Source organism: Candidatus Schmidhempelia bombi str. Bimp (genome assembly GCF_000471645.3).
Classification (GTDB): domain Bacteria; phylum Pseudomonadota; class Gammaproteobacteria; order Enterobacterales; family Orbaceae; genus Utexia; species Utexia bombi.
On record NZ_AWGA01000047.1, the window covers coordinates 1 to 24,487 of the forward strand.

At 36.1% G+C, this 24,487-nt stretch carries 18 protein-coding genes, 1 tRNA gene and 1 riboswitch; of the genes, 11 read left to right on the top strand and 8 right to left on the bottom strand.

The features are described from left to right. Nucleotides 1-183 precede the first annotated feature (183 nt). Both O970_RS04510 and O970_RS04515 read left to right on the top strand, forming a co-directional pair. A complete protein-coding gene (locus O970_RS04510; RefSeq protein ID WP_024495962.1) occupies nt 184-1,320 on the top strand; it encodes a hypothetical protein in 1,137 nt (378 codons plus the stop codon). 1,102 nt (nt 1,321-2,422) lie between these two features. Continuing rightward, complete coding sequence (locus O970_RS04515; protein WP_081685258.1) at nt 2,423-3,184, top strand: transporter substrate-binding domain-containing protein; 762 nt, start codon at nt 2,423-2,425, stop codon at nt 3,182-3,184. Between the two features lie 222 nt (nt 3,185-3,406). Here O970_RS04515 and amtB read toward each other — a convergent pair whose 3' ends face one another. Together amtB and glnK are read right to left on the bottom strand one after the other, a co-directional pair. Next, nucleotides 3,407-4,723: an ammonium transporter AmtB gene (amtB, locus tag O970_RS04520; protein ID WP_036562653.1), complete on the bottom strand. Its 1,317-nt coding sequence runs from the start codon at nt 4,721-4,723 to the stop codon at nt 3,407-3,409. An 18-nt stretch (nt 4,724-4,741) separates the two neighbouring features. Next, entirely contained in the window at nt 4,742-5,080 is a 339-nt protein-coding gene (glnK, locus tag O970_RS04525) for a P-II family nitrogen regulator (protein WP_024495965.1), read from the bottom strand. A gap of 421 nt (nt 5,081-5,501) precedes the next feature. On the opposite strand from glnK, the gene O970_RS04530 reads away from it, so the two are divergent. From O970_RS04530 to O970_RS04550, 5 genes are all read left to right on the top strand, one after another. Continuing rightward, a complete protein-coding gene (locus tag O970_RS04530; protein ID WP_051318597.1) occupies nt 5,502-6,377 on the top strand; it encodes a GRP family sugar transporter in 876 nt (291 codons plus the stop codon). A 62-nt stretch (nt 6,378-6,439) separates the two neighbouring features. After that, nucleotides 6,440-6,557: riboswitch (TPP riboswitch) on the top strand. A 65-nt stretch (nt 6,558-6,622) separates the two neighbouring features. After that, complete coding sequence (gene thiB, locus O970_RS04535; protein ID WP_420885468.1) at nt 6,623-7,603, top strand: thiamine ABC transporter substrate binding subunit; 981 nt, start codon at nt 6,623-6,625, stop codon at nt 7,601-7,603. Then, nucleotides 7,579-9,174 carry a thiamine/thiamine pyrophosphate ABC transporter permease gene (gene thiP / locus O970_RS04540; protein ID WP_024495968.1) on the top strand — a complete coding sequence of 532 codons (1,596 nt, stop codon included), beginning with the start codon at nt 7,579-7,581 and terminating at the stop codon, nt 9,172-9,174. The genes thiB and thiP overlap by 25 nt, the downstream gene beginning before the upstream one ends. Then, the gene (thiQ, locus tag O970_RS04545) at nt 9,161-9,850 is read left to right on the top strand and encodes a thiamine ABC transporter ATP-binding protein ThiQ (protein ID WP_024495969.1); all 690 of its coding nucleotides are present in this window, start codon (nt 9,161-9,163) and stop codon (nt 9,848-9,850) included. The genes thiP and thiQ overlap by 14 nt, the downstream gene beginning before the upstream one ends. Nucleotides 9,851-10,680: 830 nt before the next feature. Then, on the top strand, nt 10,681-11,688 hold the full coding sequence (locus O970_RS04550) for an amidohydrolase family protein (protein WP_024495970.1): 1,008 nt from the start codon (nt 10,681-10,683) through the stop codon (nt 11,686-11,688). A 270-nt stretch (nt 11,689-11,958) separates the two neighbouring features. Here the strand turns inward: O970_RS04550 and cmoB are convergent, their stop codons facing one another. Beyond that, nucleotides 11,959-12,930, bottom strand: a complete 972-nt coding sequence (cmoB, locus tag O970_RS04555; RefSeq protein ID WP_024495971.1) for a tRNA 5-methoxyuridine(34)/uridine 5-oxyacetic acid(34) synthase CmoB — start codon at nt 12,928-12,930, stop codon at nt 11,959-11,961. 35 nt (nt 12,931-12,965) lie between these two features. Next, nucleotides 12,966-13,697, bottom strand: a complete 732-nt coding sequence (gene cmoA, locus O970_RS04560; RefSeq protein ID WP_024495972.1) for a carboxy-S-adenosyl-L-methionine synthase CmoA — start codon at nt 13,695-13,697, stop codon at nt 12,966-12,968. Between the two features lie 471 nt (nt 13,698-14,168). Here cmoA and O970_RS04565 point away from each other — a divergent pair, with 471 nt between their 5' ends. The 3 genes from O970_RS04565 to O970_RS04575 all read left to right on the top strand — a co-directional run bounded on the left by O970_RS04565 (nt 14,169) and on the right by O970_RS04575 (nt 17,304). After that, a complete protein-coding gene (locus O970_RS04565; RefSeq protein ID WP_166667081.1) occupies nt 14,169-15,320 on the top strand; it encodes a metallophosphoesterase in 1,152 nt (383 codons plus the stop codon). Between the two features lie 133 nt (nt 15,321-15,453). Beyond that, nucleotides 15,454-16,545, top strand: coding sequence for a ribonuclease D (rnd, locus tag O970_RS04570; RefSeq protein ID WP_036562656.1), 1,092 nt, complete (start codon nt 15,454-15,456; stop codon nt 16,543-16,545). A 138-nt stretch (nt 16,546-16,683) separates the two neighbouring features. Continuing rightward, nucleotides 16,684-17,304 (top strand): riboflavin synthase, encoded by a 621-nt coding sequence (locus tag O970_RS04575; RefSeq protein WP_024495974.1) that lies wholly within the window; start codon nt 16,684-16,686, stop codon nt 17,302-17,304. Nucleotides 17,305-17,617: 313 nt separating this feature from the next. Here O970_RS04575 and nadR read toward each other — a convergent pair whose 3' ends face one another. Both nadR and O970_RS04585 read right to left on the bottom strand, forming a co-directional pair. After that, complete coding sequence (gene nadR, locus O970_RS04580) at nt 17,618-18,667, bottom strand: multifunctional transcriptional regulator/nicotinamide-nucleotide adenylyltransferase/ribosylnicotinamide kinase NadR (RefSeq protein WP_024495975.1); 1,050 nt, start codon at nt 18,665-18,667, stop codon at nt 17,618-17,620. Between the two features lie 299 nt (nt 18,668-18,966). After that, nucleotides 18,967-19,296 (bottom strand): four-helix bundle copper-binding protein, encoded by a 330-nt coding sequence (locus O970_RS04585; protein ID WP_024495976.1) that lies wholly within the window; start codon nt 19,294-19,296, stop codon nt 18,967-18,969. A gap of 213 nt (nt 19,297-19,509) precedes the next feature. Between O970_RS04585 and O970_RS04590 the strand changes: the two genes are divergently transcribed. Continuing rightward, nucleotides 19,510-19,596, top strand: a tRNA-Leu gene (locus O970_RS04590). 484 nt (nt 19,597-20,080) lie between these two features. Here O970_RS04590 and O970_RS04595 read toward each other — a convergent pair. Together O970_RS04595 and O970_RS04600 are read right to left on the bottom strand one after the other, a co-directional pair. After that, nucleotides 20,081-21,187, bottom strand: a complete 1,107-nt coding sequence (locus O970_RS04595) for an EVE domain-containing protein (RefSeq protein WP_024495977.1) — start codon at nt 21,185-21,187, stop codon at nt 20,081-20,083. Between the two features lie 219 nt (nt 21,188-21,406). Continuing rightward, the gene (locus tag O970_RS04600) at nt 21,407-24,487 is read right to left on the bottom strand and encodes a type I restriction endonuclease subunit R (RefSeq protein ID WP_024495978.1); all 3,081 of its coding nucleotides are present in this window, start codon (nt 24,485-24,487) and stop codon (nt 21,407-21,409) included.

The following is a 24,487-nucleotide window of genomic DNA, read 5'->3' on the forward strand; positions in this document are numbered from 1 at the left end:
CGGGTAAATACCGTATGCCTGATTTACTGAGTTTTTTAGATCAACAAACTAAGTTATTTAAATCGGAGAAAGCGAGTTAGAACAGTTTATTATGAATATTGGCATTATTGGGCTATACTTATAGCATTATAAAATACCGATAACATTTAACAATTAACAAGCTAGAAATGGAATAATAATAACATGGTATGGCCTAAACCTGATATCAGTAACCGAGTAAAATTACCTAAAAAATTACAGTTTGTAAAATGGCTACTGTTTTTTATCATCTTAACACTGATTACTGGCATTGCCTTTTTCTTAATATCGAAGCATGACAGTGGTACACCACAATGGACTTTTATTGCAAAAGGGATGATTATTCCCATTGTGCTTGGTAGTATTGCTATTAGTGTACGTATCTATATTTATGGGCTTGCGCTGGAAAAATATGAGATATGGCAGCATGAGGTGGCACATATCAATCAGAACTGGCAATTATGGGCAATGCAATCATTGATAGTTCTCGATAGCCATTGTATTTTACCTAATTCACTTACCGCAGAAAAGATTTTAAATGATAGGGCTAATCTGGACGTAACAATTGATAAATCCCTCGCTTTTTCTGATAACTTTGAATTAAAACAACATCTTGAGTCTATATTGTTTTCAATGCGTGGGGTATTGTCGCAATTACCCGAAACAGAATCGATCAATATTACCATTTACTCATCACCACAAGCATACGGTAGCTATTTTGATAGTGAGATAGAGCAAGTCTATAAAACAGCTAAAATCGACCAATCTTATACTTTATCCCATCATATAATAACCTATACTGATGCCGAATGTTTAACGCAATGGATTGATAATGGACAATCAGCATTACAGCTAATAATTATTAATAATACCCTCTCTTCTTCGGATACGGCTTTTTTATGTGCTTTTTTGTTGATGGATAAAGACCGTTATCAAAAATTGGCACTCGATATAGCAAAGGCTGAGATTTTACGTCCGATGATAACAACAGATATGGATAAAGGGATTGAGCAGATGGTTGAGATTCAATCCGCTATGCAACAAGTTGAACAATTTTGGTTTAGCAATTTAGATGAACAACAAGAGAGCAAGCTTATTGATAAATTAGCTAGGTCAAACTTTTCTTTCGAAGAGATATATAAATTAGGCATTCTTGTTGGTAACCAAACGCAGCTCTCTTATTGGCTAGCATTAGCACTCGGCAGTGAAATGGTAACACAAACAGGAAAAAATAATTTTATTGCGGCAATAAGTCAGAATCAATGGCTATTTACGGTTTTAACGGGAGTAGATAAGAAATAATTAGTCACTGTTCTATTTAATAGAATGCCACAGATAAAATAATTTTAGATAGTTAATGATATGGCGAGATAGAAATTAAATTGATAAGGCTAATTTGTTCGGTAGAGACAACGTGCTTTATATTCAAAAAATAACATTATGGTAGGCGGCGGCCCATATGGTGTTGATACCTTCGTTACAATAAACTAATTCCTTTTTCGGGAGCACCATCTGGGTCAGCAGTCAATAATATTGAAGTCATTTAAAATGGTCGCTTTGAATATGTTATTAAACGAGGTCATGGTTAGCAGGGCAAAATCCTCGGTTAAGTGGTGTTTTTTGTCTGATTTGTAATTTAATTTTACTACCATATCGGTCTATCAAATCACTTTTATTAAAGAAATTATAATAAATAGATAGCTGTTTATTATTTATTTGACAGTCAAAAGCAGCTATTTCAATAGTATTTTCGTTGTATGTATATAAAGAACGATTTTTGAAAATAATTTTTGTCTATAATAAGTAGTTATATCTGAATAGGCTAATCGTTTAGATAATACCTTTTTAATTTTATTTTTAGTCATATGTTATGGAATTTTATCAAATAAAATAAATAATAAACTTTTATAATAATTGATTGCCTATTCACCAAAAATATATTGCTTATTTGCTCTACTCATGTTTTTTATCAATTCATTGGTATTATTGTTTTTATTTTCAATATACGGATCACCAATAATTCTTCCCATTTGTTGCTGAAAAATAACCTTTCCTAATAAAACTAAAGCATTATCAATAAGAGTTAACTACGTCATGGTCAAAGGCGAGTTTCCTGTTGTTGCTTCAATAAAACTAAATATGCCTAATTGAGAACAAACATTTTTCCACCAAAATAGCCATTATCCCTAACTTTATTTGAATAAGTATAAAATTGGTTATTCATTTTAATATTTAATAATTGATAACTATCGAAACGTATTAATTCATTTGTTGGACATTTATTACGTAATGGTTGTGGCTATTTAGTAGTCAGTTTGTGTAAGTTAGGTTATAATTTACACAACTAAGTGAGTGAAATAATGATTAAAAAAATCGCAACCCAAAAAGTAGTTAGGATAATATAATGAAAAAGATACTTTGCATGGCATTAATGCTATTAAGTAGTGAGTTAGTACACGCGAGGACAGTCACTGAAATTATTGATTCTAAAAAGCTAATTGTTGGTATTTCGGTCGATAATCCACCTCTAGCCTATCAAGATCAATTAGACAAATTAATGGGATTTGATGTGGATATGGCACGCTCCTTAGCAAAGTCATTGAATGTCGATCTATTTTTGTTGGTAGTGGATAAATCAAGATTGGCCGATGGGTTGGCTGCCGATAAATTTGATATTGCTATGGGTATCTCGTATAGTCCTGATCTTATTCGACAGTTTTTATTATCAAAAAGAGTCATTCCCGATGGGGTTGTTGCGTTAAAATTTTGCCAAAACCCTTATCAAATAAGAAATGTAAAGGCGCTAAATAGTTCAAATGCGATTGTGATGGATACGGATGCCCATATTATGAGTTTTGCTAAAAAATATATGCCAGCGGCAATAATTTATCCACAGCAATATAACATTAATCCTATAGATTTACTCTGGCACAGAGGGACCGATATTGTCATAACTGATTTAATTCAGGCAAATTATTATCAATATTATTATCCTAAGCTTTTGTGTTTTGCAACAAAAGCCCCTATAGTGGGTTCTAGATCTTATAAAGTCTATATGACCCAAAAAAATAATACCCAATTAATGAAGATTATCAACAATTGGTTAAGGGTAACGAATAAACAAGATATTGCTGAAAAATGGCATATTAATTTATCTTTAAGTTAAGGGTAACTGATTAAAAATTAGGTGATCATCCAAGCACATTACCACCTGATTCTTATTCGGCTATAAATGGGGATTATTTCTACTAGGATTCGCTATATTATCCCATTTTCGTGGCGATGTTCGTTGGCTAAAGTTGTCTGAAATCTGCTCTTTCAGAAAAGATAAGACATCAGACAAAATAAACGAAAAAGCTCAAACTTGAGCGCTGTTTAAGCGATTCGGTTAATTATTGAATGCGCTTTCTCCATGGCAATGAATATCCAGCCCCTCTCTTTCTTGTTCTTCTGTAACGCGTAAACCAACGCATAAATCGGCAATTTTATAAGCGATAAAAGAGATAATGGTCGTCCAAATGACGCAGGTGATGATACTCACTAATTGAATAGTAACTTGGTTTATCATCGTAATACCATTGGCATAACCGATACCCCCTAGTGAATCAGCGGTAAATACACCCGTTAATAAACACCCCACCATTCCACATACACCATGTACGCCAAAGACATCACAGGTATCATCTATTTTTAGCATTTTTTTGAGCGAAGAAACACCCCAAACTCCTGATAAACCACAGATAAAGCCAATTAATAAAGCACCGCCAACACCAACAAATCCAGCAGCAGGAGTCACCCCAACTAGGCCTGCAATTACGCCAGATACCGCCCCAAGACAAGATGGTTTACCATGTAATAGCCATTCGGCTAAAGCCCAAGATAATACAGCGGCGGCGGTGGCGGTAATCGTATTAATCAATGCAAGGCCGGCAATTTGATCAGCATGGCCCGCTGATCCAGCATTAAACCCAAACCAACCAATATAAAGAATTGCTGCACCAAGATAAACTAGAGGTAAATTAAATGGTTTTAGTGGTTCACGGTTAAAGCCAATACGTTTTTTAAGCAAATAAGCGCCAACCAATCCTGCCACAGCGGCATTAATATGGACGACTGTTCCACCCGCAAAATCTAATGCGCCTTCGTCATCTAAAATCCCTCCTCCCCAGACCATGTGCGCCATTGGAATATAAGCAAAAGTAAACCAAAACACCATAAAAATTAATACGGCGGAGAAACGGACTCTTTCAGCAAAAGCGCCAAGAATTAAGCAGCAGGTAATGCAAGCAAATGAGCCTTGGAATGCGATCCAAATTAGTTCGTAAATGGTCCCAGAAACGTCATTGATACCAATACCAATTAATAAAACATGACGAAAATTACCAAAAAACCAGTCACCCTCGCCAAAAGTAAGCGTGTAACCATAAACAATCCATAATACCGTAATCACTGAAAAGGTGACTAGAACTTGTGATAGCATCGAAAGTACATTTTTAGCCCGTAATAAGCCGCCATAAAAAAGCGCAATGCCAGGTAATGACATAAATAGCACCAACACGGTGCAGATCATCATAAATCCATTATCGGCTTTATCAGCTATAGTATCTTGGTTGGCTAAAATAGGGTTAGCAAACATAAGGCTAAAAATAGAAAACAGTAACTTTAACGGCAAGGTGCTTAAAGGGAAAATAAATTTTTTTAACATCGTTATCTCCTTAAAATATTACAACGCTGATTCATCGGTTTCGCCAGTACGAATACGAACCACATGTTCTAATTGCGTCACAAAAATTTTGCCATCCCCCATTGTACCTGTGTGGGCAGTGTGAACGAGTATATTTATCACTTCATCAACCATATCATCGTTAATTGCCAGTTCAATTTTGACTTTTGGAAGAAAATTGACATTATATTCAGCGCCCCGATATAGCTCAGAATGCCCTTTTTGTCGCCCAAATCCTTTCACTTCGGTAACAGTTAATCCAGTAATTCCAATATTGGAAAGTGCTTCTCTAACTTCTTCTAACTTAAAGGGTTTTATAATGGCAGTAAGTAATTTCATTGCAATCTCCCAAAATACAGAATAGGTAAATAAAATTATGCAAAGGATATGCCAAGTTTTATTTTTCTCTTTTTATCGTGCGGTATATTTCGCTAATGTTACTGCTGAAAAGGCGGTATTGTTATTAGCTATGTGAGAGGATAGGGACGTTCAATGCTATTTTTTATAGTACTTTCTGAATTGTAGTAAAAAAGAGGAGGTCTCTTTGATTCGATCTGTTTATTATCACTGGATTAAAAAGGAAGTGATTTAATTATTGCCATTTGCTTATTTATTTAAAAGTGCGATTAAAACTTGATGTTAAATCAATAAAAATCAGTTAACTTATTGCTAGTAAGATTAAATATTTAATTAACTTGATTTACCTAACTAAGTTATCTGGTTATGCTGCTGATTATTATTACCTTTATTGGATCTAACTATGATCAATATATTAATTGGGCTGTTTCCTGCATTAATGTGGGGCATGTTACCGATTATATTGACGAAATTGGGTGGAAAACCTATTCAGCAGATGATAGGGACGACATTAGGATCGCTAATTGTTGCACTTATCTGTTTATTATTCAGTTACCATCATGTTTCTTATAGCTTAAGCAATGTCCTATTATGCTTTATTTCAGGGATATTTTGGAGTGTAGGACAGCTTAATCAATACCGTGCGCTTGAAATTATAGGGGTATCACAAACCATGCCGCTTGCAACGGGATTATTATTAATTAGTAATTCTTTATTTGGTGTGGTGGTTTTTGGTGATTGGGCTAGTGGCTATCAAAAAATATTAGGTTTTGGTGCGATAGCGTTAATTATATTTAGTCTCTTTTTGACCTCATATCAAACACAACGCCGCTCATCCAAAGAGATCAGTCAATTAAAACGTAGCATCCTGATTTTACTCTTGTCAACATTAGGTTATATAGGTTATGCCACTTTACCTAATTTTAGTGATAGTAATGGTTGGAGTGCATTTTTGCCGCAAGTTGTGGGGATGGTTTTAGGAACGTGGTTGCAAGCCATCTTTGTTTATAAACAGCAGCCCATTTTGGGTCATGAATCATGGCGACATTTAATGTCCGGCTTTATTTTTGCGATTGGGGCGTTAGGTTATTTAATTTCATTAAAAGTCAATGGGGTTGCAGTAGGCTATACATTATCACAAATGGGGGTCATTATTTCAACGATGGGTGGGATTGTCTTCTTAAAAGAGCATAAAACCCGTAGTGAGCTAAAACTGACAATCATTGGCTTATTATTAACGAGTATTGCTGCGATTATGGTTGGTTTAACAAAAAGTTAAATGGGTAATAATAAATACTTTTATGTCTATTTACTTTATTGTTGCTAACCTTTACAATCGGTCTGTTCTCATCGGGGTGCATTTTGCTGAGATTTGTTTTAGATCATCTGCTCAAGAAACAAAAACCCGTCGAACCTGAACCGGCTAATACCGGCGGAGGGATTTGGGAGTCATGAAAAGGATGTTGATTTCATAACCTCAAACCTTTTGCCTTGGCGTTAATTTTGGAGGGCAAAATGTTTCGTATTATTCTATTATCTCTTAGTCTCTTTTTTTGTCATATAGCGTATGCTGAGTCAACCCCGACTTTAACCGTTTATACTTATAGTTCATTTATTTCGGATTGGGGACCTGGACTAAAAATAAAAAATCTGTTTGAGCAACAATGTCACTGTAACATTAAATTTATGGCATTTGGTGACGGTGTCACGCTTTTAAATCGACTCAAGCTCGAAGGAAAAAGAAGTAAAGCTGACGTGATTGTTGGATTAGATAATAATTTAATTGCCGCAGCCAACAATGCTAATATTGTGCAGCCCCATCATATTGCCCCCTTCAAAAATCAACAATTAGCTTGGTGGAATGACCAATTTATGCCTTATGATTATGGTTATTTTGCGTTTATTTATAATAAACAGAAAATTTCTCATCCACCAACCAGTATGCAACAATTGATTGAGAGCGAGAATGACTGGAAAATAGTGTATGCGGATCCTAGAACCAGTACACCAGGTTTAGGGCTATTATTATGGATACAGTCAATTTATGGCGATAAGGCATATCAAATATGGCAAGCGATGTCCAAGAAAACCTTGACAGTAACCAAAGGATGGAGTGAAGCATATAGCCTATTTTTGAAAGATGAAGCCGATTTTGTATTAAGTTATGACACGTCACCGGTAGCACATCGACTTAATCAGCACCAAGATCACTATGCGGCTCTGGCTTTTTCGGAAGGCCATTATCAGCAAATCGAAGTAGCGGCGATAACCAAATTTACTCAACAATTTGAGCTAGCTCAGCAATTTTTACGTTTTCTGGGATCGCAGCAAGCGCAATATTTATTAGCTGTACATAATGTTATGCATCCAATCATTAAGATTGAACTGCCCGCTGCTTTTGACCCATTAATTACCGTAGATAAATTTTATATGATGAAGCCGGACGTGATCGAAGCCCATCGCACTAAATGGATTGAAACATGGCAAAACGCAGTCAGTCATTAAGTAGTTTGCTGCCTGGAACGCTAGCTGCGGTAGCGATTCTAGGCTTATTATTCTCAGCCATGTTATCACTATGGTTGTTTGCTTTTGATCAGACGGATCTTAATTTTATTTTTAGTCCAGCGCTATGGCGTATTTTAGGATTTACCCTTTTTCAGGCAGCGCTATCGACTGTCTTTTCGGTGGTATTCGCTTTGATACTGGCGAAAGCTTATTATCCATTGCGCTTTTATGGTAAAGCACTGTTATTACGATTATTTGCTTTAACTTTTGTGTTACCATCATTAGTGTTAGTGAGTAGTTTACCTTCTATCTATGGTCGACATGGCGGATTAGCAACCCTTTGCCAATGGTTTGGTGTCGATTATAGTTTTTCATTATATGGTATACAGGGGATTATCATCGCGCATGTTTTTTATAATTTTCCTTTTGCCTTTCGTTTATTTTATCAAAGTTTAGCGGCGATTCCGCTTGAGCAACGCCAGCTAGCTGCTCAGCTAGGTTTTTCTTATTGGCAACATGTTCGCTATTTAGAATGGCCGGTACTGTTGCGACAAATTCCATCTATCGCATCCCTAATTTTTATGCTCTGTTTTACCAGTTTTGCCGTAGTGCTTACTTTAGGAGGCGGACCAAAAAATACCTCTTTTGAGGTGGCGATTTTCCAAGCACTACGTGATTTTGAATTAGATAAAGCTGTTATTTTATCCTTAGTTCAAACCCTACTTTGTTTATTATTTATGGTGTTGGTAAGAAGATTAACACCACCATCTATAATGGCATCACAAGTCGAACATCCAAATCATATCGGTACACTTAGCACGCTACCAACATTAATCAGCTATATTATTGTTGGTTTGTCTGCGCTATTTATTCTTTCGCCATTAGTGGTGATCGTTATTAATGGCATGGCGGCATTCTCGATAACGTTAATAACCTCGACCCTAATACAGGCTATCCTTAATTCATTAACTATCGCTTTTTGCGCCGCTACGGTTACCTTATTATTGGCGATTAGTCTACTTTGGACTTATAGTCGATTATTAGTACGCGGCTATCGATGGCTAAGTGAATCAATGATTATGATGGGTTCACTAATTTTAATTATACCAACGATGGTATTAGCATCTGGTCTGTTTTTACTTTTTTTTACGCTGAGTAATGTATCGTGGTTTATCGCAATATTAGTGATTATTAGTAATGGATTAGCTACCTTACCTTTTGCATTAAAAATCTTAGAAGGACCAATGGAGACCATTTATCAACGCTATCATTGCTTAAGCCAATCCTTAAATATAACCGGAGTGAATCATTTTTATTGGATAGAAGTTAAAGGCTTAAAAACTTTGTTTTGTTTCACTTTTGCTTTTGCTTGTATGATGTCAATGGGTGATTTTGGGATCATTGCCCTATTTGGTCAGCCAGATTTTGCTACCTTACCTTACTATTTATATCAGCAAATGGGCAGTTATCAACAGCAGCAGGCAGATTTTACTGCTTTACTATTGTTAATGATTTGCTTATTGCTTTTTTATTTAACGGAAATCTTAATGAGACATTATGATCGTACTTAATCGAATCAACTATCATTATCGGCAACAATCCATGCAATTTGATTTATCGATTGCCAAAGGTGAGCGCGTGGCAATTATTGGCCCTAGTGGTGCCGGTAAAAGTACTTTATTAAATCTTATTGCTGGCTTTATTATGCCAACGAGTGGACAAATTATCCTTAATGGCCTTGATGTCACTCACTTACCGCCAAATAAAAGAGCGGTTGCAATGTTATTTCAGACTAATAATCTCTTTACGCATTTGACGGTTTATCAAAACATGGGACTTGGCATTGCTCCTTCATTACGGCTTAGCGCATCAGAAAAATCATCTTTATTCGATATTGCAGATAAAGTGGGGTTAACCGATTACTTGCAACGATACCCACATCAATTATCAGGTGGACAACGCCAGCGGGTTGCTTTAGCACGTTGCTTATTACAAAAACGACCTGTTTTATTATTAGATGAACCATTTTCATCATTAGATCCGCTATTAAGATTAGATATGTTGTCGCTAGTTGAGGATATTTGCCGTACCTATTCCTTGACATTATTAATGGTCACGCATCATCTTGAAGAAGCACAACGCATTACACCGCGTACGTTAGTCATTCAGCAGGGGGAAATTATCGCGGATAATCAGACAGATTTATTAATTAATGATTTATCCCATTTGTATACATCTACATTTTAGTTCATCGCCTATTTAAACCATAAAATGGACTGTTAACAAGGATGATTAAAATCATAATATTGAATTGTCAATCTAACCGGTTTTATTGTAGTCAGATTTTATTATCTAAATACGAGTTTGGTGAAAGGTGCAGTCATAAATAAAAGTGATCTTATTATTAAAATAAAAGATGTTTTTCTTTGTGGCTATTTGGGCTGTGTATCCCATTTATTCTTTTCATTTCTCAGTAAATATGCGCTACACGTGGCACAAGATAAAATTTATTAGCAATAATGTTGAATATGCAAGATAAAATTGATGACGGTTATCCTGTTTCGATTTTTCGTCATTATACGGAGACACTCTCTTTTAAATAAGTCCTGTTAACCCGTTATCTCAATTTTGATATTACTGATAAAGTTATCATTAATAGCTTTGGTTAATGTCCACCATCATCAGATAAAAGGGGATAAGACGATACACTATGTTATGGTATTGAGGCTAATCATATCTGTTTATTGATTAATAGTAACCAAAAAATGGCAATAATAGGTTTATTAAAAGATAAGTGTCTCAAAAATAAAACTGTAACCTTTTCATTTATTTATGTTTTTTATTATAAATACCTATTGTAATTATCATTTGTCTGAATAAAATATAAACATTTTATTCTCTCTAGACGTTCAGTGGACAATGTAATTAATGAAAGTGATAACGGATATCGTTTTACATCATTTAGATTGTTATTCTAATACCATGCTAGCTATTTGTAATCAATCCTCCTTAATGGAGGATTTTTTTTATGTAACCTTTTTATCAAATAATAAACTAATGAAAAAGTGAGAACGACGATGACCAATAAACAAATGAGGTTAATTAATCAAGATCAAAGTTTAAAAGCCTTTTTAATTGATAATATTAATGCCCATGGTGGGTGGGTGAATGCTCATATGCATGCCGATCGTGCTTTCACCATTTCTCGACATAGTTTTGATGTCTATCAAAAGCAATCGCTGATTGAAAAATGGGATACCGTAGATCGCTTAAAATCGTCAATGAGTGAAGAGGACTATTATCGCCATTTCTGTATGGCAGTAGAACGGATGATTGAGCAAGGCGTAACGGTAATGGGATCTTTTGTTGATATTGATCCCATTTGTGAAGAACGCGCGATACGGGCCGCCATTAAAGCTAAAGAGCAGTATAAAACCGATATTACCATTAAATTAGTTAATCAAACCTTAAAAGGCGTCATTGATCCAAAAGCACGGTATTGGTTTGATAAAGGTGCAGAACTGGTTGATATTATTGGTGGATTACCACGGCGAGATGAACGCGATTATGGTAAAGGTGCAACCCATTTAGATATATTAATGCAAACCGCAAAACGTCAACATAAAATGGTACATGTTCATGTCGATCAATTTAATTCAAAAGCGGAGCGAGAAACTGAACTGCTAGCGGATAAAACCATAGAGCATGGCATGCATGGGCGTGTGGTTGCTATTCACAGTATTTCCATCACAGCTCATGATCTTGCCTATCGACAAGCATTATACCGAAAAATGAAAGAAGCCGAGCTGATGGTTATTGCCTGTCCATTTGCTTGGATTGATAGCCCACGTCGAGAAGAGCAGGGGCCAACTCGCAATGCCTTAACCCCCGTTGATGAATTATCTAACGCAGGCATTCCTGTTGCGATTGGTACAGATAATATTAGTGACTATATGTTGCCATTTTCGGATGGTAATATGTGGGAAGAGTTAAAATTATTGATTACTGGTTGCCGTTATACCGATTTAGAGAATATTATACGTGTCGCAACGACAAATGGGCGTAAAGTGTTAGGCGTGGCTTAATCCATTGCTATTGTCGTTTTACGTAGCTAAGCGCCTTGCTCGTAAGTAAAATACCGTTCTTTATATCCATCCATGCGTCAACAGCATTTATGGTTATAAATGACGGTTATTTCTGTTTAAGCCTAAGGCAAGCTAGGCTTAAACAGCTTAAGGGATCAATCAGCCCTATTATAAAATAACAGGATATTCACGCTCAACATAGGCAAACTATAAATGTTGAAATAATACACCAATATAGGCGGCATCACAGAGATAGTATTATTATGATCCTTATGGTTTTTTTGCAATAAATACCGCTCGCATTGGTGCAGGATAGCCTTCGATAGTTTTGCTATTATCAGAGGGATCTAAAAAATCTGCTAATGAATCCGAAGTCATCCAGTCCGTCTTACGTTGTTCATCAGTCGTAGTGATCGAAACATCAACCACGTTAACATCGCAAAAACCACATTTATATAACCAATTTTCCATCGTTTTAATTGAAGGAATAAAATAGACATTACGCATCTGCGCATAACGTTCGCCTGGCATAAGTGCTTGATGTTGATCACCATCAATGATCAGGGTTTCTAACACCAGTTCACCACCATGTACTAATTGATCTTTTAATTGATAAAGGTGATCAAGGGGCGAACGGCGATGATAAAGTACGCCCATCGAAAACACCGTATCAAAAGCGTTTAATTTTGGTAGATCTTCGATACCTAATGGTAAAAAATGGGCTCGCATATCATTGCCTAGTAATTGACGGATCACTTCAAATTGGCAAAGATAAAGGGGCATTGGATCAATACCAACCGCTAATTGAGCTTGTTCGCCAACCATTCGCCATAAGTGATAACCACTATTACAGCCAACATCTAAAACAGTGCGATTGGCCAATGGGCTGATGTGTTTGATTAAACGTTGCCATTTCCAATCTGAACGCCATTCGGTGTCGATATGTATGCCATAGAGATCATAGGGTCCTTTACGCCATGGGCTTAATGCAAGTAATAGATGTCTTAACTGTTTTTCTTGTCCTGCGGAGAGTTGCGTCGCAGCAGTGACACGGACCTGCTCTTTTAAATCAATTTCATCAGGAATGAAATGTGGTAGGTGTTTAAGACTATTTAACCAATGGTTAAAGCGATTATCGTGGTTCTGCTTTTGCCATAAGGCGAGTTGTGCAGGTAATACTTCAAGCCAAGGGCTTAATTTGCTTTTAGCGATAATCTGGTAAAAGTTGCCAAAATCGATCATTTTTTTACTCTTTAAAATGTAGACAAACAAATAGGCTATTTAATAGCTATTATTGAGCCAAAATTAAAACATTGAAACCAAGTATCTATATGGGTAAAGCCCGCTGCCATTAAACGTTGGCGATGGATGTCAATGGTATCAGTAAGCATAACGTTTTCTAACATACTGCGTTTTTGACTAATCTCCAGCTCACTATAGCCATTTGCTCGTTTAAAGTCATGGTGCATGTCAAACAGTAAATGATCAATTTGAGTATCAGGAAAACTAAATTTTTCAGATAGCACTAACACGCCTTGAGGCATTAGACCTTGATAAATTTTGTTCAGTAGCGCACTACGTTTGGCGGGTGTTAAAAATTGTAATGTGAAATTCAACACCACCATCGAGGCCTGTTCAATGTCAATATCACACATATCGGCACAGCGAATATCAACTGGCGTATTCGCTTTAAATGCCGTGACATGGCGTTGACAGCGTTCAATCATCGCTGGTGAATTGTCAACAGCGATAATTTGGCATCCATCTACGTTAATATGGCGTCGCATAGCCATGGTTGCGGCACCTAACGAACAGCCTAAATCATATAAATGACTATTCGGTTTTGCAAAACGTTCTGCCAACATACCAATCATAGAAATAATATTAGCATAACCTGGTACGGAACGCTGAATCATATCGGGAAAGACTTCAGCAACTTTTTCGTCGAAAGTCCAGTCACCTAATTTATCAAGAGGGGTAGCAAATAGTGTATCTTTTGAAGTTGTCATATTATCTATAAATCCAGCTCTAGTGAAGCTATACTGTGAGTGATATTCTTTTGTTTTATGCGCACAATTAACCAAGTAATGCTGTAGTATTACTACACTATAACATTTGTTAATTTTGTCGTATTTAAAATAAATTCTAAGTGCTATGCGATAAAAACATACTCTTTTTTAAGAAAATAATATAAACCAGACTTGTTCTGGCAGGATCATTTTCGTATATATAAAAAGCGATGCACACGTATCTTAATATTTGGATTAAAAACCCATTATTTTCACTTTTAGATGTTTATATTTGTCCATATTAACCAAATAGCTATAAAAATAAGTTTAAATTCAACATAAATTGGTGTGTTGAAAAAATCCTACTATTATAAGCTAATTATTATTTGATCGTCATTATAACACTGTTTAAAATCAGCGTAAGCCTAAAGTGTTAACGGGCTATTAGTTTAATAAAAAAGGAATAAAATGGTGAATGAAACATTGATCGTCAAGACTTTTTTAAGTTTTGTCTTAGCACTTTATACGGGACTTAGTTTATTGTCTCTATTTAATCAGAAGAATAGAGTTACGTTCCGTAAAAGGAAACTATTTTGGTGTTTGATCTTATTAGCTAGCTTATCATTTGTATTAGTAAAAGTCATGCCATTCTCTGTTTATTGGATCCCTTTATTTGGCTATTCTCTATTTGCGTTACTGCTTTGCCTATTTTTTAGCTGTATCATTTTCGATCTATTTTTTATTGGTTATAAATTACTTAAACAGCACCCATTAGAAAAAACATTTGCGGTTAGATCATCCTTTTTTGGTTGTGTTATCTTGTTGTTAATAGTAGGGCTTTATGCAGCGAATTATCCAAGCATAACGTATTATCATGTAAAGATTAATAAACCGGCACAAGTCAAGCAGCTACGTATTGTCCAGCTTACTGATATTCATATTAGTGAATTAACCTCAGTAAATTATATTAAAACCATGGTTGAACGGGTCAATCAATTAAAACCAGACTACATTGTTATTACAGGCGATACGTTAGATAAACGGTTAAAACCGTTTGTTAATAAACAGATGCCGAGTTTATTTGCTCAATTAAAATCCACCTATGGTACGATAATTATTTTTGGTAATCATGAACATTATGGCGTACAAGATGAAGAAAATAATCATGAGCAAGCGATTATCCAAGCGTTTGAAGCAGGTAATATGACCGTATTAAAGGATAATGTGCTATTCTTACCACAAACAGGGATTTATATGATTGGACGTGATGATAATTCAATCGGAGGCTATGGTCGACACCGAGCCAGTTTGAACTCGTTGCTGGCGCAGGTTAATCAAGAACAACCAGTTATATTGCTTGATCACCAACCACTTGAGTTAGATAAGGCGGCTGATTTAGGGGTTGATATTTTATTTTCAGGTCACACCCATGGTGGTCAAATTTTTCCTTTTACCTTACTGGTTAAATTAAAATATGAAAATAGTTGGGGGATTATGCAAAAACAACGTGCTAATCACTATTTCACCAGTATTGTGAGTAGTGGATATGGTTTATGGGGACCGCCAATTAGGATAATGAGTCGTGCCGAAATTGTGGTAACAGATATTCATTTTAATGAATAGTTAACGGCATAGATTGGCGAATTATCGCTCTGGTGGATTATAATAAGATGAAAATATGCTTGATCCATTCGATTTTATAAAGACAATAGCGTAGCATCACCTTTATTTATATGATTTGATTGAGGATAAAAATTTGAATTATCAATATATTACGTGTAATGAACAATTGTCGCTACTCTGTGACGCATTAAAGCAAGCGACAACGATCTCACTTGATACTGAGTTTATGCGCACACGAACTTATTATCCTCAAATGGGTTTAATACAACTTTACGCAGATGGACATCTCGCTTTAATTGATCCATTGCATATTGATAATTGGCAATGTTTAATTACTATTCTAAGATCACAATCGTTACAAAAATATTTCCACGCTTGTAGTGAAGATATAGATGTATTTATGTATAAATTTGATCTTATTCCTACTTCTATTCTAGATAGTCAGGTGGTCGCCTCTTTTCTCGATAACCCGATTTGTAGTGGTTATGCCACATTAGTTAATAAATATTTACAGGTAAAATTAGATAAAAGCGAAACAAGAACGGATTGGCTGGCAAGACCCTTAACTGATAAACAATGTCATTATGCAGCAGCGGATGTATATTATTTGCATCCATTAATGGACACATTAATTGAACACGTCACTGCCAAAGGTTGGTTCACTGCCGCGAGAGAAGAATGCCAAACCTTATTACGTAAAAAGCAAGATATTATCCAACCAGAAAACGCGTATCAATATATAAAAAAGGCCTCCCAACTAAAAGGCGTAGCACTCAATCAGCTTCAGCGTTTAGCAAAATGGCGGCTCGAGTATGCACGATCGCATAATATAGCCGTAAATTTTGTCTTACATGAAGAGTTGTTATGGAAAATAGCTCGTTATCAGCCAACATCATTGGCTGAATTAACCGCGTTAGGTATGCATGGTAGGGAGATCCGCCTTTACGGTGAGACCATTGTTAATATGTTAAAACAACCTATTTTACAGCCATTAGCTGAACTTGTGCGTACGGTAGATTACCCTAACTATAAAAAAATTGCTCAACACCTTAAAATGGCAGCGGATAACATTGCGAGTGACACAGGATTAAATCAAGAATTAATTTTATCGCGGCGACATATTAACCAATATGTAGAATGGTTGACCGATCCGACGCAACAACCATTACCAGAAATAGTATCTGGCTGGCGTAAACCGCTATTTGCCGACTATTTATCTGCTTAAATGAGATAGTATTAATGAATAATTATTCAGAATAAACCACGAGTATCGACAGGTGTAAAGTAAACAGTATAAATGAATCATTTTGCTTAGCTGTTGCTTGCGTTTTATAATATTTTTAATTTTATTTTAGGAAAAAGCATGTTTACGGGTATTGTACAAGGTGTTGCTCAAATAGTGAGTATCGATGACAAAAAAGATTTTCGATCATATACCATAAAATTACCAGCTTCGATGACTAACGCTCTGGAGGTTGGGGCATCCATTGCTAACGATGGCTGCTGTCTTACAATCACCAACGTTGAGCAAGATTTGGTCTCATTTGACATTATGCAAGAAACGTTAAGTTTAACCACGCTGGGTGATAAAAAAGTTGGTGATTGGGTTAATGTTGAGCGCGCGGCGCGATTTGGTGATGAGATTGGTGGGCATGTCATGTCGGGGCATATTGCTTGTAAGGCAACGATTTATGCCATTAATCAAACTGAAAATAATTATCAACTAACCTTAACATTACCGGCGTCTTTTTCTAAATATGTGTTGTATAAAGGATTTATTGGCATTGATGGTATTAGTTTAACGGTAGGACAAGTAGATCGGCACTATTTTAACTTACACTTAATTCCTGAAACCCTGGAACGAACTACGATTGGTCGAAAAAAGATAGGCGATCAAGTCAATATTGAAATTGATCCGCAAACACAAGCGGTTGTTGATACAGTGGAACGTGTGATACAGGGAAAACAAACCGCTAATGACTAACGACGGTACATGGCGTAAACGGTATACCTAATTAAGCGTTAAATATACCTTAGTATAGGGTAGGGGTACTGGTTGATAATATAGGGTCATCGCGTATCGCCTTATATACAACTATTGCGATAGCGTAATATATTCACCATTTTTTGATACTAGTATACGGACTATTGGCTTAATAACATAAACGCTTAACGTATGTCCACGGCAACGAATTAAGCCAATTCTATTCATTTATTGCTTTAATAATCGATTAATATATCTAAGGCAGTATTATAACATAGTGAATAATAACTAATTTATTATTCACTACTTCCTATTAATATTCGCCCTGATTAAACGTATTTAATATTTTATCAGCAAATTGCGCAGCTTGATTAAAGCGCTCAAGATAACTCTTCGCATCAATATAGAGAGTACGACCTTCAGGCAACTGATTTGGATATTCTGCCAATAACGCATTAAATAAAGGCGTGGTTTTAGAACGATCAGAGTTTACGCGTAAACCATCATCTACCCATTTTACTGTTGGCGCTAAATAAATCACATAATCGTAGTTCTCATTATGGGCAATTGCTGAGACAATTGGATTACTATAGCCTTCATATAAACGGTGATAATATTCAGTGATGAAAGCATTTGTATCAATAAAAACAATTTTATTGGCATGCTTCAGCGCTTCTTCTTCAAGCTCTTTATTACGATAAGCAATTTTAGCGTAATCATAACTTTCATATAGCGACTCATCCCCAAATAATACTCGTTCCGAATACGTTCTACCATACTCTTCGGTCCAACTGGTATTAAACAGTTTACCAAGCATCATTGCCATGGTTGATTTACCTGTGCTTTCTTGTCCAATTAAACAGACGCTAATGGTGTAGTCTTTACGCACAATAGAAGGAATATAATCCCAATATTTATAAATATTTTTACGTACCATATTGGCTGAGATAGGCACTCGAGTACGTTGTGAATCAACCACGACAGGGGTAATCTCAGGAATATATTGTTTAATATAATCTAACTCTTCAGGCTCACCCGAAAAAATAGCACAATTTTCATCAATGAAAGGTCTTATCAATTCAGCAAACTCTTGACGACCATGAGGATACTCAGGAATTGACGTTTCATCTATAACATGTACAGAAATATGTTTAATTTCATTATAAGTATACATCAACCACTTTTTACGGTTTTTAAGGCCTAATCGTTTACGATCTCGATTATTTTGTTTATCTACCCAACGTTGGTCATAAGAAATAATAACTTTTAGGTGTTCGCATTGACAAGCTGCTAGATTGATTAGATTAATATGTCCCCGTGTTAAAGGGGCAAATTTACCGATGACAATTCCATTTTTAAACATACAGATCTCATTTTAGTCACATATATGGCGATCATAACAAAATCTATTCTATTTGAATAGATTTCTATTTATGCTTGTCACTATAAGTGATAGCCTATCCAGTGACTAACATGGATTACCTTGATGTTACTTAAAAATGTATCTGTTTATATATCAATTAATTATAAGCATACTAACTAAAATCATAGATTATGTTAGTTAGCATTGAAAAGTGCGTTAATCATCAGTGAGCTGTATAGTAAAAACCACTGTTAACATGCAATGGTTTTTAGACTAAAGATGAACATCATTCAGTAGTGTTATGCTGCCATTGCTAAACATTTTTCCGCGCATTGTTCACAGGCTTTAGCACAACGTTGGCAATGTTGTACATCAAATTTTCCACACTCTTTAGCACAAGCTTGGCAAATTTCAGCACATAACCGACACGTTTCTTTTAAAAAAGCACTATTTACGCACATAAACGACACGGTTAAACGACAAATTTCGGCACATTGCATATCAAGATAAATACACTTCGCCATCATTTGCACATCATTTTCTTGCAAACAAGCGGCAGAACAGTAGTTACAAAAAACGACACATTGATTACACGCTTCAATACATTCTTTAAGTTGTTGACAGTTCATACTACAATATCCTTATAAATTAATTCCATGATTTATTAAAATAAAATCAAAAATCAGTCTATAAAATGACCTCAATTAATGCAATACTCCTTTATGTAAATTAGACGATAAAAAATAAACTAATGGTCTTTTTTTCATCAAATAAAAGGCATAAATAGCGATAATAGTTGCAAGCCAATTTTATCTAGGTATAATGCAACGAATTCACACTGTGCCAGTGTGGCGAAATTGGTAGACGCAGCGGATTCAAAATCCGCCGCCCTTAAAAGCGTGTCGGTTCGAGTCCGACCACTGGCACCAATAAAATCAATGACTTATATTTAGTTTTCCTATCTTGAAGCTTTTCTGGTAATCGTTCATCATGTAAATAACAGCTTTTCAACAGCCATAATATTTTAGATAAAGTTATTAGCCATTAGCTTTTATTACGTTTTTTATCAATATCCGTATTTATCTCTTTATTTTTGTTGTTTGACTTAGCTAATGATCGCGTTGTTTGATTATTAAAATCTGGAGAAGAGTTAATATGCTCTCTTTGTTCAATAAGAACTGGGCTTGAAGGAGATAACCCAAACCAATTTTCTAATATATGTCTGATAATTTGTTTTTTGCCTATCTCTTGTTCAATAATTTTTTCTTCAATGTCTATGAACTATAACAAATTAGCGAAGTACTAATTACTATATTTATATTTCTTAAGGAGAGTAATAATAAAATTAGCGATTATAACTCTCCTCACGCCAATAGACAGACAGCCCACTTTTCTCCTAATAATATACGATTCCTATGACTCTTCGTACTCAGTATAATCTTCCAACACCGCATCGGTCATACGATCTAAATGTTTCACCTTACTCAGCATTTTTAAATTTCGGTAAGGAATATAGCTACAACGTTCCGATAAAGGGCCACTTTCTAGTAACGAGAAGACAGGGCGACGGATCTCTTGAAATACTTTTTCTTGCCGATTATCTGGGGCAACAATATGTAAATTAATATTCATGTTGGGCTGTAAAGCCAATAAATCAGCCATGCGCAAGATACCTGAGTAAACCGAAGTGGTATGTTCCACTTCAAATGCACGAGTAATGGCACGCCCTTTTAGCCAAATTACGTCGATTTGTTCAATAGTGCTTAATGTGGTTTCATCATAATTCAGTGGTAATTTTTCTAATAATGCATCAGTATCCTTTTTCCACTCTTTTAATACGCGGCTGCGATCAGCTTTAGGTAACCAGATCTTCATGCCCATGCATGCACCAATCTGAGCAAGTAATGCCTGCATTTTTATCGATTCGCGGACTTCCGTGGCTTGGGGTAGTCCTTCATCGTCGACTTGTTCACTATTGCTTGGGATTGATACCTCAACAACTTTATCCGGTCGATTTACGGTATGGATTTTTAATTTCTTTTGATCGTTTTCACTAAGAGGATAATCGGTCGTAATTTTGTTTTGCTCTAATAAGCAACGCGTTAATAATTTACCATCTTTTTCATTGATTTTATTTAAGTTATTACGTAGTAATCCCGTCCACCCTTTACTGTTTTTCTTAATTTGTTGAGTAAAAGAAAGAGATTGCCATATTTGGTCAGTATAAATAGGAATTGCTTGGGTTAATGGTAACCATACTTTCACCCTAATCTGAAAACGGATAATAAACGGATCATCCGATACAAAAAAAAGAGGCGTGCTGTCTTCATAGGGTCCATCAACGACTTCAAGCAAACCACACCAGCGAGAGAGTCGAGTAATATAACAGACAAAAACATCACCGGGTTTTATCTTTTCAGACAACGATTTTTGCCGAACACGAAACCCTGTTACCGTTTTATCCGAATCCATAAAAGCTTGATAGGTTTCCGGTGAAAAAATATGCGTATAGTAAGTCATAAATAGCTATCCGTTTATAATTAATTTTATTTTTAATGATTAAATGTTATCTCATTATGATCAGCTAACGTGTTATTTAATTTTAGCTATCCAACTTGGAAGCGCCTTATGTAACACGGTATCAAAAATGGCTAAATTAGCCATTTTTTGTTTGTTCAATTTAAACCAAGCTGTTGAATCATTTGCTCTAAATAGGGCGTCAAGTTTATCTAATAGTCATCAGCTAAATTGTTGTTTAATTTCAGCTATCCAATTTGGAAGCGTTTCGTGTAACGCGATGTTAAACATAAATAAGTTATCCATTTTTTTGGTGGTTCGCGTTAAATCAACACTTTGAATAATTTCCGTTAAATGGGGCACGATATTCGATTGTGATAGATCAAAATCAAATATGGCTTGTTGTAATAGTTTGCTATCAATTCCCCATTCGTTGGCAAATTTTTTAGCCTCATTTTTAATTCTATCTTTTTTCCAATCGGTAAAGGCTTGATCAAAATGGACGTGGCTGGATAGATGACCCGTTAATAATTCAGTATCCACAAACTCTTTTAGTATTTTTGCTTGCTGATCGTCGCCCATTTGGCTTAATTCTTGAATTTGTTCGTAGATGATACGTCGCGTTTCTTCGTTAACCGTTTGTACACCATCAACATGCGTGACTTTAGATCCAATTAAGCTAAGGATATGCGCCGCATCAATAACTTGGGTTCCCGCTAATTTGGTTTTACCGATTAACGTTGGCGCAACGATGGGCGCTTTAATTGTATTGTCTTTGGCGATTAAATTTTTTAACGCCCCCACATATTGTAGCCATCGATGTTCGGTCATACCAAAGGTGCTGTTATCCCATTGATATTCATAGTATTGTTGGACAGTGTTAAGCTGATCTGACGCAACTTTAAATGCTTTAATAAATTCCGCTAGTTTTTCCACATCATGTTGAATCAATTGCCAATCCGTTGGCTCAGCTAAGGTCAAGGCTAGCTGTTCGAAATCATTGGCTAAAATCCGCACAGCGGTGGCGTAAGTATCAACAATGGCTTTGCTACTGCTGCCACCACTACCATACAGTTCAAGGGCTTGGCTTACCATTTGCTCAGTCAAGCGTGGCGTTTGGAAATTAATAATGGTGCCAAACTCTTTGCTAGATCCAAATACACGATTGGTGCGCGAATAGGCCTGAATTAAATTTTGTAGTTTTAATGTGCGGTCAACATAGAGCGTATTAAGTTGTTTAGAGTCATAGCCAGTTAGTAGCTGATCGGCGACAATCACTAAATCGATGTTCTTGCCGTTACGGCCACTGCCTCCACGTGTTGCTCGCTCAACAACATCCTCAAAATAGGCTTGCTCGCCATGTTTTTTATCACCAGCGATAAATTTAATGCCAGTAAACTCCGCATAATCATTAAACATACCGCGAATAATATCGGGATCGACATTATCGGGATCATTTTCATTACCAAAGCTAAAGGTCATGGCGATATTAATTTTTTGATCTTGTGTTGCTAGCTGCTTTTTAAATTCTTGATAATAGGCAATGACACGCTCTTTATAAGCTACCGTTAAAATCGCATTAAATTGTTGCTGTTGGGATTGTGATTGCCAGTTATTTAATATCTCTTCAACAACGCGTGGGATATGAGTTTGATCATAATAAGCCAATATCCCTTTATCTATCGCTTGCTTTTCGACGTCGGTTTCGCTCCAACTATGCACTAATCGAGCAATATCGCGATCAGATTGCTCGGGTTTTTCGAGTTTGATTCGTTCAATCAGTTGATCGCGTAAATCTTCATAACTGCTAAATTCGCCGGTATTAATGTAATCAACATGAAAGCCAAGCACGTTACCATCGGCAATGGCTTCGTCAATGGTGTATTGATGTAATTTAGGTCCAAATAGTTTTTCGGTTGTGTTAATTACTTCACTATTTTCGTTTATTTTGCCTTTGACTTTGTTTTCATCAAACAGTGGTGTTCCAGTAAAACCAAAAAATAGGCCATTTTTTTGAAAATAGCTTTTTATTTCACCCATCATATTTTTCATGGTGGAGCGGTGGGCTTCATCAACAATAAAGACCAGTTTTTTATTGGCTAAACAGTCATCTTGGGCTTTTTCAAGGGATTTAACCAGATTATGCAGTTTAAAGATGGTGGTGACCACAATGCCATTTTTAGTTGTATTAAGGTGTTTTCTTAATTGCGAGGTACTGTGCGTATCATCGACCGTGACCGGTTCAAATGCGGCATAAGCTTTGAAGTTGTCACTGGTACGGCTATCGAGTTCGCGTCGGTCAACCAGAAAAATCACTTTATCAAAGCTCGCACGCGTTGACAAAAATAGGGCGGTTTTAAAACTGGTAATGGTTTTGCCGGACCCAGTCGTATGCCAAACGAAGCCACCATGCGGTTTTTTATCAGGATTATCCCATCCCAACGCGGCACCTTCTACCGCTTGTAGAGCAGATACCTGATAAGGACGCATTAACATATGCCGACGGTTTTCTTCTTCTTTGGCTTCGTCGATAACTAAATAGTCGCCCACCATTTGATGAGCCATTGGGATCATTAAAAAGTGTTCAATTACCTGTTGCCAATGGTTGATCGGTTTATTAAATTTATTGGACCAATGAAAAACAAAGCTAGGGTTAAAAGCATCAATGGTTTTTGGGGTAGCAAAGTAACGGGTTTCAATTTCGCTAGTGATCACCATCATTTGCGAAAACGCCATAAAATTGTTGCGATACTCACCATCGCGATAATAACGTTTAAACTGCTCAAAGGCTTCGTCTAGATTTTTATCGGTACGTTTTAATTCAATATTAATAAGCGGTAAGCCATTAATTAATAGAACCAAATCAAAACGGTTACCATTTGCGGTTTGTACTTCGCGAGCAATCTGGTAGCTTGAATCACCACCACGCACTTGAGCTTTTTTAAAGATCGTTAAGGTTATTTGCTTACGTGTAACAAGTGGGTTATCATCGCGATAGATTCCATCAATTTTACCTTTGGACTCTTCCATCGCCAGCAATTTGGCAGCTTGATAGCTGTTATCCAGTTGATTAACCTTTGCCATTACTTGACTAAATTCGTTATCGGTTAACTCAACCCCTTCTAACTGATCGCTATTGAGTCGATTAAGTTCACTACGCCAATGGGCGATTAAATCATTAACGGTTACCTTACGGCGATTACCATCTAAAAAGTCGGGTGCTTGCCATTTTTGTGTTTCTAATTCTCTTACAAAGTTTTCTTGGAAGATTTTTTCTGCGGCATCTTTTACAACCTGACTCAT

Coding starts and splice junctions, on each gene's coding strand:
- O970_RS04510 (WP_024495962.1), top strand. CDS start 184: ATGGTATGGCCTAAACCTGATATCAGTAACCGAGTAAAATTACCTAAA.
- O970_RS04515 (WP_081685258.1), top strand. CDS start 2,423: ATGAAAAAGATACTTTGCATGGCATTAATGCTATTAAGTAGTGAGTTA.
- amtB (WP_036562653.1), bottom strand. CDS start 4,723: ATGTTAAAAAAATTTATTTTCCCTTTAAGCACCTTGCCGTTAAAGTTA.
- glnK (WP_024495965.1), bottom strand. CDS start 5,080: ATGAAATTACTTACTGCCATTATAAAACCCTTTAAGTTAGAAGAAGTT.
- O970_RS04530 (WP_051318597.1), top strand. CDS start 5,502: ATGATCAATATATTAATTGGGCTGTTTCCTGCATTAATGTGGGGCATG.
- thiP (WP_024495968.1), top strand. CDS start 7,579: ATGGCAAAACGCAGTCAGTCATTAAGTAGTTTGCTGCCTGGAACGCTA.
- thiQ (WP_024495969.1), top strand. CDS start 9,161: ATGATCGTACTTAATCGAATCAACTATCATTATCGGCAACAATCCATG.
- O970_RS04550 (WP_024495970.1), top strand. CDS start 10,681: ATGACCAATAAACAAATGAGGTTAATTAATCAAGATCAAAGTTTAAAA.
- cmoB (WP_024495971.1), bottom strand. CDS start 12,930: ATGATCGATTTTGGCAACTTTTACCAGATTATCGCTAAAAGCAAATTA.
- cmoA (WP_024495972.1), bottom strand. CDS start 13,697: ATGACAACTTCAAAAGATACACTATTTGCTACCCCTCTTGATAAATTA.
- O970_RS04575 (WP_024495974.1), top strand. CDS start 16,684: ATGTTTACGGGTATTGTACAAGGTGTTGCTCAAATAGTGAGTATCGAT.
- nadR (WP_024495975.1), bottom strand. CDS start 18,667: ATGTTTAAAAATGGAATTGTCATCGGTAAATTTGCCCCTTTAACACGG.
- O970_RS04585 (WP_024495976.1), bottom strand. CDS start 19,296: ATGAACTGTCAACAACTTAAAGAATGTATTGAAGCGTGTAATCAATGT.
- O970_RS04595 (WP_024495977.1), bottom strand. CDS start 21,187: ATGACTTACTATACGCATATTTTTTCACCGGAAACCTATCAAGCTTTT.
- O970_RS04600 (WP_024495978.1), bottom strand. CDS start 24,487: ATGAGTCAGGTTGTAAAAGATGCCGCAGAAAAAATCTTCCAAGAAAAC.